The organism is Streptomyces sp. NBC_00988 (genome assembly GCF_045162645.1).
In the GTDB taxonomy this organism is placed as follows: domain Bacteria; phylum Actinomycetota; class Actinomycetes; order Streptomycetales; family Streptomycetaceae; genus Streptomyces.
Genome location: NZ_CP108730.1, coordinates 10,177,098 through 10,190,970 on the forward strand (window position 1 = coordinate 10,177,098; position 13,873 = coordinate 10,190,970).

At 71.0% G+C, this 13,873-nt stretch carries 11 protein-coding genes; 8 read left to right on the top strand and 3 right to left on the bottom strand.

What is annotated here, in order from left to right; genetic code table 11:
- The first annotated feature begins 46 nt into the window (after positions 1-46).
- The 6 genes from OG496_RS46010 to OG496_RS46035 all read left to right on the top strand — a co-directional run bounded on the left by OG496_RS46010 (position 47) and on the right by OG496_RS46035 (position 7,019).
- Positions 47-628 (top strand): hypothetical protein, encoded by a 582-nt coding sequence (locus OG496_RS46010; RefSeq protein WP_405975118.1) that lies wholly within the window; start codon positions 47-49, stop codon positions 626-628.
- Positions 625-1,911 carry a hypothetical protein gene (locus tag OG496_RS46015; RefSeq protein ID WP_405975119.1) on the top strand — a complete coding sequence of 429 codons (1,287 nt, stop codon included), beginning with the start codon at positions 625-627 and terminating at the stop codon, positions 1,909-1,911. The genes OG496_RS46010 and OG496_RS46015 overlap by 4 nt, the downstream gene beginning before the upstream one ends.
- A gap of 35 nt (positions 1,912-1,946) precedes the next feature.
- Complete coding sequence (locus tag OG496_RS46020; RefSeq protein ID WP_405976832.1) at positions 1,947-2,660, top strand: ABC transporter ATP-binding protein; 714 nt, start codon at positions 1,947-1,949, stop codon at positions 2,658-2,660.
- Positions 2,657-3,901 (top strand): ABC transporter permease, encoded by a 1,245-nt coding sequence (locus OG496_RS46025; RefSeq protein WP_405975120.1) that lies wholly within the window; start codon positions 2,657-2,659, stop codon positions 3,899-3,901. The genes OG496_RS46020 and OG496_RS46025 overlap by 4 nt, the downstream gene beginning before the upstream one ends.
- 159 nt (positions 3,902-4,060) lie before the next feature.
- The gene (locus tag OG496_RS46030; protein WP_405975121.1) at positions 4,061-6,115 is read left to right on the top strand and encodes a phosphocholine-specific phospholipase C; all 2,055 of its coding nucleotides are present in this window, start codon (positions 4,061-4,063) and stop codon (positions 6,113-6,115) included.
- Between the two features lie 52 nt (positions 6,116-6,167).
- Positions 6,168-7,019 (top strand): phospholipid scramblase-related protein, encoded by an 852-nt coding sequence (locus tag OG496_RS46035; RefSeq protein WP_405975122.1) that lies wholly within the window; start codon positions 6,168-6,170, stop codon positions 7,017-7,019.
- A 6-nt stretch (positions 7,020-7,025) separates the two neighbouring features.
- Here the strand turns inward: OG496_RS46035 and OG496_RS46040 are convergent, their stop codons facing one another.
- Positions 7,026-7,991, bottom strand: a complete 966-nt coding sequence (locus OG496_RS46040) for a hypothetical protein (protein ID WP_366492103.1) — start codon at positions 7,989-7,991, stop codon at positions 7,026-7,028.
- The gene (locus OG496_RS46045) at positions 7,988-8,782 is read right to left on the bottom strand and encodes a phosphatase PAP2 family protein (protein ID WP_405975123.1); all 795 of its coding nucleotides are present in this window, start codon (positions 8,780-8,782) and stop codon (positions 7,988-7,990) included. The genes OG496_RS46040 and OG496_RS46045 overlap by 4 nt, the downstream gene beginning before the upstream one ends.
- A gap of 224 nt (positions 8,783-9,006) precedes the next feature.
- Here OG496_RS46045 and OG496_RS46050 point away from each other — a divergent pair, with 224 nt between their 5' ends.
- A complete protein-coding gene (locus OG496_RS46050) occupies positions 9,007-9,621 on the top strand; it encodes a TetR/AcrR family transcriptional regulator (RefSeq protein WP_329261715.1) in 615 nt (204 codons plus the stop codon).
- Positions 9,622-9,786: 165 nt separating this feature from the next.
- Here OG496_RS46050 and OG496_RS46055 read toward each other — a convergent pair whose 3' ends face one another.
- Positions 9,787-10,827, bottom strand: a complete 1,041-nt coding sequence (locus OG496_RS46055) for a DUF2510 domain-containing protein (protein ID WP_366492101.1) — start codon at positions 10,825-10,827, stop codon at positions 9,787-9,789.
- A 354-nt stretch (positions 10,828-11,181) separates the two neighbouring features.
- Here OG496_RS46055 and OG496_RS46060 point away from each other — a divergent pair, with 354 nt between their 5' ends.
- Complete coding sequence (locus tag OG496_RS46060) at positions 11,182-13,866, top strand: AAA family ATPase (protein ID WP_366492100.1); 2,685 nt, start codon at positions 11,182-11,184, stop codon at positions 13,864-13,866.
- Positions 13,867-13,873 lie beyond the last annotated feature (7 nt).

Consider the following 13,873-nt stretch of genomic DNA (forward strand, 5'->3'; position numbering starts at 1 on the left):
ACGGCGGCCTGACAGGATCTTCATATCCTCGGGTCACGGTGCCGCCATGTCGAGACTCACTCATCGAAGGCGCTCCGCCGTCCTCGCCGGCGCGGGCGCGGCGGCGGCACTGTGCCTCCTCGCGGCCTGTGGCGGGGGCGGCGGGGGCACGGCGTCCGACGACCATGGCGTCGCCTCGGTCGCCGGCCCGGCCGCGAAGGGCGGGTCGGCGAGGCCGGATGCCGACGACGATTCGGGTCGCCCGCAGTTGCGGCTGGACACCTCCCAGCAGGAGCGGGACCGGCTGACGTTCGTCTATTTCGACTGCCTGCGCGACCACGGTGTCCCCGGCGGGCACAAGCCGGGTTCGAGCCAGTGGTTCCCCGGGGGCAGCGCCACCAGGAACGCCGCCGCCTACAAGGCCTGCCTCGTGAAGAAGCCGCTCCAGCCACCGGAGTTGGACCCGGCGAAGAACCCGCACTACCTGGACGACTTCCGCACGTACATCAGGTGCCTCAACGACGGCGGCCTGAAGGTCAAGGGCCTGGCCGACGGCTCCGGCTGGAACTACGACGGCGCGTCCGCCCTGACCCCGGCCCAGCAGGACAGGCTCGACCACGACTGCGAGTTGAAGGCGTACAAGCAGTGACCACGACCAGCGACGAGAACGACGACACCCGTCCCCGGCGCGGGAAACGCCGCCTGAAGATCGGGGCCGTAGCCCTCGTGGGCGTCACGGCGGCCGTGCTCGGCGTCACCGTATGGCAGGACGGGAACGCGACACCCAGCACGACGGCCGGTGAGTCGGCGCGGGTCGCCACCGCGACGGTGACCCGGACCGACCTGTCCAACGCCCAGACCCTGAGCGGGAGTCTGGGCTACAGCAAGGCGGCGCCGGTCAAGGGCGCGAAGGCGGGGCTGGTGACCTGGCTGCCCGCGCCGGGGGCGAGGGTGACCCGCGGCCACACGTTGTACAAGGTGGACAACGTGCCGGTGCCGGTGTTCTACGGCGCGACCCCTCTGTACCGCACGCTGAACGCGAGGGGAATGACCGGTCCGGACGTACGGGTGGTCGCCGACAACCTCAAGAGGCTCGGCTACGACATCGGGTCGCAACCGGCGGCGGGCACCTGGGTCACTCAACACCCGGCCCCCGTTGACGAGTTCGGCACCGCCGACGCGTCCGGAGCCAAAGGCACGACCGAAGACGGCGTGTCCGGCAAGACGGGCACCGACACGGCAGCCCCCGCCGCGACCCCGACGCCCACTGCGACGACAACCTCGGTCGAGGTGAAGGAGGGCGACGGAGTCCTCACAGCCGATCTCGTCGCGGCGATCAAGCGCTGGCAGACGCATGTCGGTATGCCGGCGACCGGGGTCCTGGGCATCGGCGACGTCGTCGTGCAGTCCGGGGAGGTCCGCGTCGGTGCCGTGCAGGCCCAGACCGGCGACGACGCCAACGGCGGCCTGATGACGGTCAGTTCGACCGCCAAGAAGGTGTCCGTACCCGTGGACGCGACCGGCGTCGGCACCATGGCCCGGGGCAACCGCGTCACGGTCACCCTCCCCGACAATTCCACCGTCACCGGCACCATCGAGGCGGTCGGTGCCACCGCCACCGACAACACCGACGGCGACACCAGCGGCGGAGGCGGCCCGGCCCAACTCACCGTCACCGTCAGGGTTCCCGACACCGGCGCCGTCGCGAAACTGACCTCCGCCCCCGTCCAGGTCGCCTTCACCTCCGAGACCCGCAAGGGCGTCCTCGTCGTACCGGTCGGCGCGCTGCTGGCGCTGAGCGAGGGCGGCTACGCCGTCCAACTCCCCGGCGGCAGGCTGGTCGCGGTGAGGACCGGCATGTTCGCCAAGGGCCTGGTGGAGGTCACCGGCACCGGCCTCACCGCCGGGCTGAAGGTGGTGACCACGTCGTGAAGAGCCGACCGGTCCTCGCCGTGACCAACGCGGGCATGGCGTACCCGGGCGGAGTGACGGCCCTGGACGGTGTCTCGCTCGCCATCGAGGAGGGCGAACTCCTCGCCATCGTCGGCCCGTCGGGCTCGGGGAAGTCGACGCTGCTGAACATCATGGGCACCCTGGACCGCCCGACCAGCGGAACCGTGGAGATCGGCGGCCACGATGTCGCCACCCTCTCCGACCGCCGCCTGTCCGCCCTGCGCGGCCGTCTCCTCGGCTTCGTCTTCCAGCAGTTCCACCTCACCGACGGGCTGAGCGCCGCCGAGAACGTCGCAACCGGCTTGCTCTACGCCGGAGTTCCGCGCCGCCGACGCCGGCCGCTGGCTCGCGAGGCACTCGCCCGGGTCGGCCTCGCCCGCCGCGCCGGACACCTCCCCAACCAGCTCTCCGGCGGTGAGCGCCAACGCGTCGCCATCGCCCGCGCGTTGGTCAACAGCCCCGCCCTGGTGCTGGCGGACGAGCCCACCGGCGCCCTGGACACCGCCAACGGCCGTGCCGTACTGGACCTGTTGACCACCCTGAACAGCGAGGGCACCACCATCGCGATCATCACCCACGACCGGGACATCGCCGGGCGCCTTCCCCGCAGAGTCGAGATCCTCGACGGCCGCCTCGTCGCCGACGTCCGTGGCGGCGGCTTCGACGAGGACACCCTCGCGATCGACATCGACCCGCTCACCGACACCGACGGGGATCACCGGCCATGACCGCGACAACCGCACCCCACAGGCCCGTTGCTCACTCCCTCGCCGACACCGAACCGGTCCGCCTGGCCCCCCTCGACATCCTGAGCCTGGGCCTGCTCGGCATCCACACCCGGAAGATCCGCGCCGCTCTGTCCGCGCTGGGCATCTCGATCGGCATCGCCACGATGATCGTCGTCACCGGCATCCCGGCGTCCAGCCAGAAGGCGCTGATGAACCAGCTCTCCGCGCTGGGCACCAACATGCTCCAGGCCGTGCCCGTCCCCAACCAGACCGACCCCGTCCTGCTCCCGCCCCAGTCCGTGGACATGGTCCGCCGCATCGGCCCGGTCACGGTGGCCAGCGCGGTCGCCAACACCCACGCCGAGGTGTTCCGCAACGACCACGTGGACGCCGACGACTACGCGGGCCTCACCGTCCTCGCCAGCAGGACCGACCTGCTCCACGCCATCAACGCCAAGGTGCAATCTGGGAGTTACCTCAGCGCGAGCACCGAGAGGTTCCCCACGGCCGTCCTGGGCTCGGTCGCCGCCACCCGCATGGGCATCGCCAAAGTCGTCCCCGGCCGGCCCGCCCCGCAGATCTACGTCAACCAGCGCTGGTTCACCGTCATCGGCATCCTCGCGCGGACCCCGCTCTCGCCCGACATCGACCGCTCGGTGCTGGTCGGCTGGGACGCCGCCCGCACCCAGCTGAACTTCGCCGGCCACCCCACGGAGATCTACGTCAAGGCCCGCGAGGACGGCATCGACGCCGTCCGCGGCGTCCTCGCCCCCACCATCTACCCGGAACTCCCCGGCATGGTCCAAGTCAGCCGCCCCTCCGACGCGTTGGCCGCCAAACGTGCCACTCAGACCACCTTCTCCGCCCTCTTCCTGGGCCTCGCCGGAGTGGCCCTGCTCGTGGGCGGGATCGGCGTGGCCAACACCATGGTCATCTCGGTCCTCGAACGCCGCCGCGAGATCGGCCTGCGCCGGGCCCTGGGCGCCAACAAGGGCCAGATCCGCGGCCAGTTCCTCACCGAGTCCATCGCCCTGTCCTGCCTCGGCGGTCTCGCCGGGACCCTCCTCGGCATCCTCGCCACCATCGGCTACGCCACCTACCAGGACTGGCCCTCGGTGATCCCGCTCCCCGCCGTCGCGGGCGGCTTCGCCGGTGCCGTCCTCATCGGCATGGCCGCCGGCGTCTACCCCTCGATCCGCGCCTCCCGGCTCACCCCCACCGAGGCCCTCGCGACAACGTGATGCGGTCGGCGGTGTCGAGCCGCCCCCGCACGTACGGGCGAGTTTCACATGGGCGCCACCAGACCCTTCCCTGACGTTTGTTGCTCTTGGAACACTCGCACCGCGCGCATTTCGCCATGTTCCGGCCGGCCGCGCGTCAGGATGAGAGGTGCCTCACCCATGTCCGAAGTCAATCGGCGTCGTTTTCTCCAACTCGCGGGTGCCACCACGGCCTTCACGGCGCTGTCGAACAGCATCGAGCGTGCCGCCGCGCTCCCGGCGAACCACCGCTCGGGGAGCATCGAGGACGTCGAGCACATCGTCGTGCTGATGCAGGAGAACCGGTCCTTCGACCACTACTTCGGCTCGCTCAGAGGCGTCCGGGGCTTCGGCGACCCGCGTCCGGTCGTGACCCGGCAGGACGGTAAACCGGTCTGGTACCAGTCGGACGGCACGAAGGACATCCTCCCGTTCCGCCCCGAGGCGAACGACCTGGGCCTGCAGTTCATCCAGGACCTCCCGCACAGTTGGAACGACGGGCACGCCGCGTTCGACGGCGGCAAGTACGACAAGTGGGTGCCGTCCAAGGGCTCCACGACGATGGCGTACCTGACCCGCGAGGACATTCCGTTCCACTACGCGCTCGCCGACTCCTTCACCATCTGCGACGCGTACCACTGCTCGTTCATCGGCTCCACCGACCCCAACCGCTACTACATGTGGACGGGTTACACCGGCAACGACGGCGTCGGCGGCGGCCCGGTCCTCGGCAACGACGAGGCCGGCTACAGCTGGACGACGTATCCCGAGCGTCTCGAAAAGGCCGGGGTCTCCTGGAAGATCTACCAGGACGTCGGCGACGGCCTCGACGCGAACGGCGGCTGGGGCTGGATCCAGGACGCGTACCGCGGCAACTACGGCGACAACTCGCTCCTGTACTTCAAGCAGTTCCAGAACGCCCAGCCCGGCGACGCGCTCTACGACAAGGCCCGCACCGGCACCGACGCCACCAAGGGCGAGGGCTTCTTCGACCAGCTGAAGGCCGACGTCAAGGGCGGCAAGCTGCCGAAGATCTCCTGGATCGTCGCCCCCGAGGCCTTCACCGAGCACCCCAACTGGCCCGCGAACTACGGAGCTTGGTACGTCTCCCAGGTCCTGGACGCGCTGACCTCCGACCCGGAGGTCTGGGCGAAGACGGCCCTGTTCATCACCTACGACGAGAACGACGGCTTCTTCGACCACCTGCTCCCGCCGTTCGCGCCGGGCTCCGCCGCGCAGGGCAAGTCGACCGTCGACGTCGGCCCCGACCTCTTCAAGGGCGACGCCAGCCACCCGGCCGGTCCCTACGGCCTCGGCCAGCGCGTGCCGATGATCGTCGTCTCGCCCTGGAGCAAGGGCGGTTACGTCTGCTCGGAGACCTTCGACCACACCTCGGTCATCCGGTTCATGGAGACCCGGTTCGGTGTCCACGAGCCCAACATCTCGCCGTGGCGGCGCGCGATCTGCGGCGACCTGAGCGGCGCCTTCGACTTCTCCCACAAGGACGTCAAGAAGGTCCCGCTGCCGGCCACCGACGGCTACCAGCCGCCGGACAAGAACCGTCACCCCGACTACGTGCCGACTCCGCCCGCCAACCCGGTGCTGCCCAAGCAGGAGCGCGGACTGCGCCCGGCCCGGCCGCTCAAGTACGCGGCCGCGGTGGACGGTTCGGCCGATACGGCGGCCGGGAAGTTCACGCTCACCTTCGCCTCCGGCGCGAAGGCCGGCGCCAACTTCCTCGTCACCTCCGCCAACCGCGCGGACGGGCCCTGGAGTTACACCACCGAGGCCGGCAAGTCCGTCTCGGACGCCTGGAACTCGGCGTACTCGAACGGCTCGTACGACCTGACCGTGCACGGCCCGAACGGTTTCCTGCGCGTCTTCAAGGGCCCCGGCAAGACCGCCGGACCCGAGGTCACCGCCCGGAACTGCGGCGACGACGTCGAGCTGACCTTCACCAACAAGGGCTCCGGGACAGCGCAGTTGAAGGTCGTGAGCGGCTACGGCGGCCGGGCGCAGACGTTCAAGGTGCGGGCGGGCGCCACCGTGCGGCACACCTTCGACCTGGGCGCGAGCAAGCGGTGGTACGACCTGACGGTCACCTCCGACGGCGACGCGACGTTCCTGCGGCGATTCGCCGGACATGTCGAGAACGGCCGGCCGGGGGTCAGCGACCCGGCGATCGCGACCGCTTGAGGGGCTTGGTGAGACCGGTTGTTTTCCGGGGCACTCGCGGTAGTGTGCCCCGGTGACCACGCATTCGAACACACCTGCAGGCTGGTACCCGGATCCGCACGGAGCGCCCCAGACCCTCCGGTACTGGGACGGCGTGAAGTGGACCGAGCACACCAACGCGGACCAGCAGGGCCAGGCCGCCCAGCCGCAGCCGCAGCCGCAGGCCGTGCCGCAGCAGCAGGCGGGGCCGGATCCGCGGGCCCAGCGCCAGGTGAAGCAGCAGGTGCAGCAGCAGGCCGGGGTCGCCGGGGGCGGCTCCGGCGGCGGCAGCCTGTTCAGCGAGCCGGTCCTCGTGGTGAACCAGAAGGCCAAGCTGATCGAGCTGACCAACGAGTACAAGGTCATGGATCAGAACGGCAATGTGATCGGGTCGGTCGACGAGGTCGGCCAGAGCACGCTGAAGAAGGCGCTGCGTTTCGTCTCCAGCCTCGACCAGTTCATGACCCACCGGCTGGAGATCCGGGACGCCTACGGGCAGCCGCAGTTGGTGCTGACCCGGCCGGCGAAGATCATGAAGTCCAGGGTGATCGTGTCCCGTCCGGACGGTTCGCCGGTGGGCGAGATCGTGCAGCAGAACATGATCGGGAAGATCAACTTCGCGCTGAACGCGAACGGCCAGCAGATCGGCGCGATCAAGGCGGAGAACTGGCGGGCGTGGAACTTCGCGATCGTCGACCACGCGGACAACGAGGTAGCCCGGATCACCAAGACCTGGGAAGGCCTCGCCAAGACGATGTTCACCACCGCGGACAACTACGTCCTGCAGATCCACTACCAGCTGCCCGAGCCGCTGCTGAGCCTGGTGGTGGCGACGGCCCTGACCGTCGACACCGCGCTCAAGCAGGACTCACGCGGCCTCGGCTGATCCTGCTCAGAGTGCGGTGAGGTGCCCCGGCGCGGACTTCCGGTCCGGCTGCCGGGGCAGCAACGCCGGTTCGGCGGACGCCGATTGAGGCTCCAGTGCCAGGACGGCGGCCACGGGATGATCGTGGTCGTCGTACTCGTGCGTCAGCGGTACGGCGGGTGCCACCCGGGTCAGCAGGACCACACCCCAGGACGCGATTCCGGCTCCCGCCAGGGCGAGGAGGATGCCGGCCGCGCCGCCCTGGAGGCGCTCGCCCAGCAGCGCGAGGCCGATCGCGGCGGCGGCCACCGGGTTCGCCAGGGTCACCACCGCGAGCGGGGCGCCGAGGCCGCCCCGGTAGGCGGTCTGCGAGAGCAGCAGCCCGCCCGCCGCGAACACCGCGACCAGCAGCGCGACACCGACCACCTGCATGCTCAGCAGCGGGCCCGAACGGTCCGTCGCCGCGACCGTCACGGTCTGCGTGAGCGCGGAGGCCACACCCGAGGCGACACCGGACGCCGAGGCATGCCGTAGACCGGGCTTCGCGCCGCGTCGGGCCAGGAGGCCGATGAGCGCGGAGGTCGCGCCCGCGACCGCCAACGCCTGGGGAACGGTGAGTACTTGGTCGGGCTGGGGGCCGGACGCCGTGACCAGCAGGGCGGACAGGCCGAGGAGGGTGAGGGCGGTGCCGCGCCACTCGACCGTGGTGACCCGCCGCCCGGCCACCCGGGCGCCCATCGGGACGGCGGCGACGAGGGTGAGGGCTCCCAGCGGCTGTACGACGGTCAGCGGGCCGTACTTGAGGGCCACGACGTGCAGCAGCGCGGCCGACGCGTTCAGGACGACCGTCCACCACCACGATCCGGTGGCGAGCAGTCGGAGCATGCCCGCGTCGGAGTTGCGGGACGCCAGCCGTTCCTGGGCCACGGCCGCGGCCGCGTAGGCGACGGCCGAGAACAGGGAGAGGACGACGGCGACGAGGGTGGCGTTCATCGGCCGGCTCCGACGAGAACCGGCTCTTCGGGGACGAGTTGGGGCTGGCCGCGGCCGGCCGTGGTCGCCGTGCGGTGCGGGGGATGGATCAGCGCGAGGGCGATGCCGAGCATGGCGGCGGCCACGACCGCGTCGAGCCAGTAGTGGTTCGCCGTGCCGATGATCACGATCAGCGTGACCAGCGGGTGCAGGAGCCACAGCCAGCGCCAGCGCGAGCGGGTCGCGACGATCAGGCCGATCGCCACCATCAGGGCCCAGCCGAAGTGCAGCGAGGGCATCGCCGCGAACTGGTTCGAGAGGTGGTCGCTGGTCGGCGGGCCGTACACCGAGGGGCCGTAGACCTTGGCGGTGTCGACCAGGCCCGTCGCGGCCAGCATGCGCGGGGGTGCGAGGGGGAACACGAAGGGCAGCACCAGGGCGGCGGAGGTCACCGTCGCGAGGACCCGGCGGGCCCAGACGTAGTGCGCGGGGCGCCGCAGGTACAGCCAGACCAGGAAGGCCACGGTGGCCGGGAAGTGGACGGTCGCGTAGAAGGTGTTCGCGATGTGCACGAGGGTGTCGTTGTGCAGCAGTACCGACTGCACCGAGCCCTCGCCCGGGAGATGCAGGGTCCGTTCCAGGTCCCACACGTGGCGGGCGTTGTGCAGGGCCTCACCGGTGTGGCCCGTCGCCAGCTGGCGGCCGAACTTGTAGACGAGGAAGAGCCCTGCGACAAGCAGGAGCTCACGGACGAGAGGGGGCCGCGCTATCGCGCTGGTCCCCTTCTCTGCAGGCTCGGTTCGGGCATTCATCCCCCGGCCCCTTCGCTGACGGTGGTGCGTGTGGTGGTGCTGGCCGGGTTTGTGACCCTTCCGGCGGACCGAACTCATCGGTACGAGTTCGTTCCGATACGACAGTGTACCGATACGCGCGTGTACCGATACGGCGGAGTACCGGTACACTGGCGTATCGATAGCGAAACGAGACACACTGGAGAGCGGACCCCGAGTCCGCGGACCGAGCGAGGAGACGAGCCATGACGTCGCAGGCTGAGGACGGACCGGACACGGTCGCCGCCTCGCGCCGCTCCAAGATCACGCCCGAGCGTGAGCGGGAGTTCTTCGACGCCGTGCTCGAACAGATCCGCGAATGCGGGTACGACTCCGTCAGCATGGAGGGCGTCGCCAGCAGCACGCGCTGCAGCAAGTCCACGCTCTACCGGCAGTGGGGGACCAAGCCCCAGTTCGTCGCCGCCGCGCTGCGCGCCAACCGCAGGGTGCACTTCACCGGCATCGACACGGGATCGCTCGCGGAGGACCTGCGCCAGGCCGCGCGGGCGGCGGGCGCCTGGTCGGCGAAGGACACGAAACTCGTCTCGGCGCTCGGCCACGCCGTCATCCAGGACAGCGAACTCGCCCAGGCGGTACGCGAGGCGCTTGTGCATCCGGAGATCGCCGCGCTGGAGGACATCCTGCGCCGCGGTGTGGAACGTGGCGAGATCCCGGCCGACCACCCGGCCCTGCCGTACGTCCCCGCCCAGATCTTCGGCGTCCTGCGGGCCCGGCCCGTCCTGGAGGGCTGTTACGCCGACCCCGACTACTTGGTCAGATTCGTGGAGGCCGCGGTGCTGCCCGCACTCGGTCTCACCTGAGAACCAGGCCGCCGTCCATGGGATGACTGGACGGTGACCTGATCGCGCCGCACCGTGGGGACGGGGGCGGCGCGCACCCCCGGCCGGGTGGGGTTCCTCTTGAGCGGAGAGGCGCCCCACCCGGCCGACTGGTGTCCGGGGAACCGACGTGGTTACGGCGGGAGTTCAGATCTTCTGTCCGTCGCCGCCGCTGCCCGAGGCCACCTTGATGTTCGAGGTGATCTCGTCGATGACGGACTGCTTCTGGCCCACGTCGACACCGAAGCGGACCACGACGATCTGACCGGTGCTGGCCGGCGACGGGAACGCGAGCGACTCGACGTACCCGTCGGCGCCCTTGCTGGTGACCGCCTTCCAGCGGACCAGGTAGCCCTTCTGCCCGGCCACGGTGACGGCCTTCGAGGCGAGGACCTCGTGGGAGGTGATGCTGCCGTAGGTCGTACCGCCGTAGGACTCCTTGGCGTTGGCGGCGATGTCCGCCTTCGCGACCGCCTCCGCCGTGCTGCCCTTCGTGCCCAGCACCACCGCGGGCGAGGAGTACGCCCCGCCGTTGGTGCAGGTCTGGGAGGTGTTGCCGGGGCACTTGTACGAGGTGTTCGACGTGACCTGCGCGCCGATCTGGATGACCTGGCCGTACCAGTCGGACGGCACGGTGAAGCTGATGCCGTCGAGCGAGTCGATCACGGTTCCGCCGGCTTTGACCTTCGGCTCCGCCGACTGGCTGGGAGCGGGCGTCGCACCGCCCGTACCGCCGGAACCACCCGTACCGCCGGACCCGCCGAAGGGATCGGTCTGCCCGCCGGTGCCACCGGAACCGCCCGTGCCGCCCTGCCCCTCGGGACCGGTCTGGCCGCCGGAACCGCCCTGCCCGTTCGGTGCCTGCTGGTTGCCGGCCTGGGTGCCGTTCCCGCTGCCGTTGTCGGACAGCGCGTACGCACCGACACCGATGGCCGTGAGGACCGCCACGGCCACCGCCACGGCTATGCCCGTGCGCAGATTGCGGCGCGGCGGGGCCGGGGGCGCGGCCGGATACGCCGGGTACGCGCCGCCGTACGGCGGCTCCGTCGGGGGACCCCATTCGGCGCCCGACCCGGCGGGCCGAGTGCGGTCCGTCCATGCCTTGCCGTCCCACCAGCGCTCGTCGGCGGGACCGTCATTCGTCTGTCCGGGATCGGGGTACCACCCGGGGGGAGTCACCTGCGTCATGCCCCTACCGTATGAGGCGTCGGTGAAAGGGGGATGAGAGGATCCGGCCGCAGTGCCTCCGCCCGTGTAGTTCTCGATCACCTTCCGGTGAGTGACCGCGGACGCCTGCGCTGATTCATCCATGCCGATGTCGGCCGAAGGGTGCCGAGTCACAGGCTTGGTGGGCGATGCTCCGCAGTGTTACGGGATTGACCGGAAGTGACTTTGTTTCGGCGCCTTCTGACTGATCGTCATGCCTATGAGTCCAGCCGTCACCCGATGCGGCAACAGCTCCCCGGACCGGCCTCCACTTCGGCATCCGGACGGCTACGCTCAAGGGCTGTACGTCGTTCGGGCTACTGGGGAGGTATCGGGATGACGGAGGAACGGCCTCCGGAGGCCGCCTCGGCCTCCCTGTGGGAGCGCGACGAGGAAGTCGCCGGTGTGGCGGAGGCGATCGACCGTCTGCGCGCCGACGAGTCGTCCTCGGGCAGCCTGCTGATGGTCCGCGGCGAGGCCGGGTTCGGCAAGACCGCGCTCCTGGCCGAGACCCGCCGCATCGCCGAGGCACGCGGCTGCGCGGTCTGGCAGGCCCGCGGCGGCGAGACCCTCAGGTCCGTCCCCTTCAACGTCGTACGGCAGTTGCTGCAGCCCGCCCTGATCTCGCTGATGCCCGAGGAGATCCGCGAGTACCTCGGCGACTGGTACGACATCGCGGGCCCCGCCCTCGGCGTCACCGAACCCGGCGAGCGGCAGCCCGACCCGCAGGGCGTGTGCGACGGACTGGTCGCCGCGGTGCGCCGGCTCGCCAAGCGCGTCTGGCCGCTGGTCCTGATCGTCGACGACGCCCACTGGGCCGACCAGGAGACCCTCCGCTGGCTCGCCGCGTTCGCCGAACGCCTCGACGACCTGTCCGTCCTGCTCGTGGTCGCCCGCAGGCCCGGCGAGGTCAGCGGCGAGAGCGCCCGCCACCTGGACGCGATCGCCGCCGCCGCGGGCCCGCCGGTCACCGTCCTGGAATCCCTCACCCCGAGGGCCACCGCGGGCCTCACCCGCGCCACCCTCGGCCCGCACGCCGACGGCGCGTTCTGCCGCGAGGTGTGGGCGGTCACCGACGGCAACCCGTACGAGACCGTCGAACTCCTCGCCAAGGTGCAGGACAGCGGCCTCGAACCCGTCGAGGACGCGGCCACCGAACTGCGCGAGCTCAACCGCTCCGCGCGCGGCGGCGGACTCGTCGCCCGCCTGGACGACCTGGGCTTCGAAGCCACCCGGTTCGCCTGGGCCGCCGCCATCCTCGGCACCGGCATCTCCGTGAGCCTGGTCGCCAAGCTCGCCACCATGAGCCGCGACGAGGCGGGCCGCTGCGCCGAGCTGCTCCGCACCGCCCGCATCCTCACCGCACCCGACCCCGCCGCGTCCCAAGCCGGCGCCGGCGAGCTGGAGTTCGTCCACCCGCTGATCGCCAGCGCCGTCTACGACTCCATCCCGGGCGGCGTCCGCACGGCCATGCACGGCATCGCCGCCCAGGTCGTCACCGACTCAGGGCTCGGCGCGGCCTCCGCCTCACGGCACCTCCTCAAGGTGCACCCGGACGACGACCAGGAACTCGTCGAGCAGCTGCGCGAGGCGGCCCGCGAACACCTCTCCATCGGCGCCCCCGACGCGGCCCGCCGCTGCCTGGAGCGCGCCCTCCTGGAGCCGCCGCTCGCCGAGACGCACGCGCACGTGCTCTTCGAACTGGGCTGCGCCACCCTGCTCACCGCGCCCGCCACCACCATCGGCCACCTCCAGACCGCCCTCGGCATGCCCGGCCTCGACGGCCACGCACGCGTGGACGCCGTTTTCCGACTCTCCCAGGCCCTGATCCACAACAACCAGCTGGAGGAAGCCGTCCGCACCGTCGAGGCGGAGTCCGTCCGGTACGAACCGGGCGCCGCCCGGATGCGGCTCCAGGCCGTGCAGTTCATGTGGGAGGGCATCCACGCGGGCGAGGGCATCTCCCCGGGACGCTCCGAGCGGCTCGCCGCACTCGCCGGCACCTGCACCGGCCGGGACAACTCCGAGCGGGCCCTGCTGATCCTGCGCGGCTTCGACGCCATGACCCACGGCGAGAACGCCGAGGAGGTCGTCGAGGTCTGCGACCGCGCCCTCGTCAACGGACGGCTCGCCCCCGGACTCGGCTGGACCGACACCGAGTGGGGCATCGAGATCCTCATGATGCTCGCCAGCGCGTACGCCTACACCGACCGCCTGGACCGCGCGGAGAGCCTGTACAACGAAGCCCTGCGCGCCTACGTGTCCGCGGGCTGGAGCGGCGGCCACCTCTCCCTGGCGCACGCCTACATCGGCCTCGGCCACCGCAGGCGCGGCCGCCTCCGCGACGCCGAGATCTCACTGCGTGAGTCCCTGCGCCTCGCCGAGCGCGTCGGCCGCGGACTGCCCCTGTACTGGTCGGCCACCTGCAACCTGGTCGACACCCTGCTCGCCCGCGGCCATGTCGAGGAGGCCTGGGCGACCGCCGAACAGTACGGCTTCGCACCGCCGTACCCGTCGACCATCGTGCTGCCGGACCCGCGCTGCGTACGCGGCCGTCTCCTGCTCGCCGTCGGCCGCACGAAGGACGGCATCAACGAACTGGAACAGGCCGCGAAGGCGGCGACCGTACGCGGCCACCACAACCCGGTCCTCGTCCCCTGGGCCGTCGACCTCGCCCGCGCCCTCGCCGTCGAGGACCCGACCCGCGCGGCCCAACTAGCCTCCGACGCCCGCCGCCAGGCCGAACACTTCGGCACGGACACGGCGATCGGAGAGGCCCTCCGCTGCGCGGCGGCACTGGAAACAGGGCAGCGCGCGGTACGGCTCGCCGCGCAGGCCGTCGCTTACCTGGAGTCCTCACCCTGCCAGTACGAGCATGCGGCGGCGCGCGTCGAGTACGGCATCGCGGCGCGGTCCGTGGCGGAGATCAACAGAGGCCTGACGCTTGCGCGTTCGTGCGGGGCGGACGGTCTGGTGACGCAGGCGCGGGAGGTGCTGGAGACGGGGAGGGGGTTGCGTTGAGTTGTTG

Coding starts and splice junctions, on each gene's coding strand:
- OG496_RS46010 (WP_405975118.1), top strand. CDS start 47: ATGTCGAGACTCACTCATCGAAGGCGCTCCGCCGTCCTCGCCGGCGCG.
- OG496_RS46020 (WP_405976832.1), top strand. CDS start 1,947: ATGGCGTACCCGGGCGGAGTGACGGCCCTGGACGGTGTCTCGCTCGCC.
- OG496_RS46025 (WP_405975120.1), top strand. CDS start 2,657: ATGACCGCGACAACCGCACCCCACAGGCCCGTTGCTCACTCCCTCGCC.
- OG496_RS46030 (WP_405975121.1), top strand. CDS start 4,061: ATGTCCGAAGTCAATCGGCGTCGTTTTCTCCAACTCGCGGGTGCCACC.
- OG496_RS46040 (WP_366492103.1), bottom strand. CDS start 7,991: ATGAACGCCACCCTCGTCGCCGTCGTCCTCTCCCTGTTCTCGGCCGTC.
- OG496_RS46045 (WP_405975123.1), bottom strand. CDS start 8,782: ATGAATGCCCGAACCGAGCCTGCAGAGAAGGGGACCAGCGCGATAGCG.
- OG496_RS46050 (WP_329261715.1), top strand. CDS start 9,007: ATGACGTCGCAGGCTGAGGACGGACCGGACACGGTCGCCGCCTCGCGC.
- OG496_RS46055 (WP_366492101.1), bottom strand. CDS start 10,827: ATGACGCAGGTGACTCCCCCCGGGTGGTACCCCGATCCCGGACAGACG.
- OG496_RS46060 (WP_366492100.1), top strand. CDS start 11,182: ATGACGGAGGAACGGCCTCCGGAGGCCGCCTCGGCCTCCCTGTGGGAG.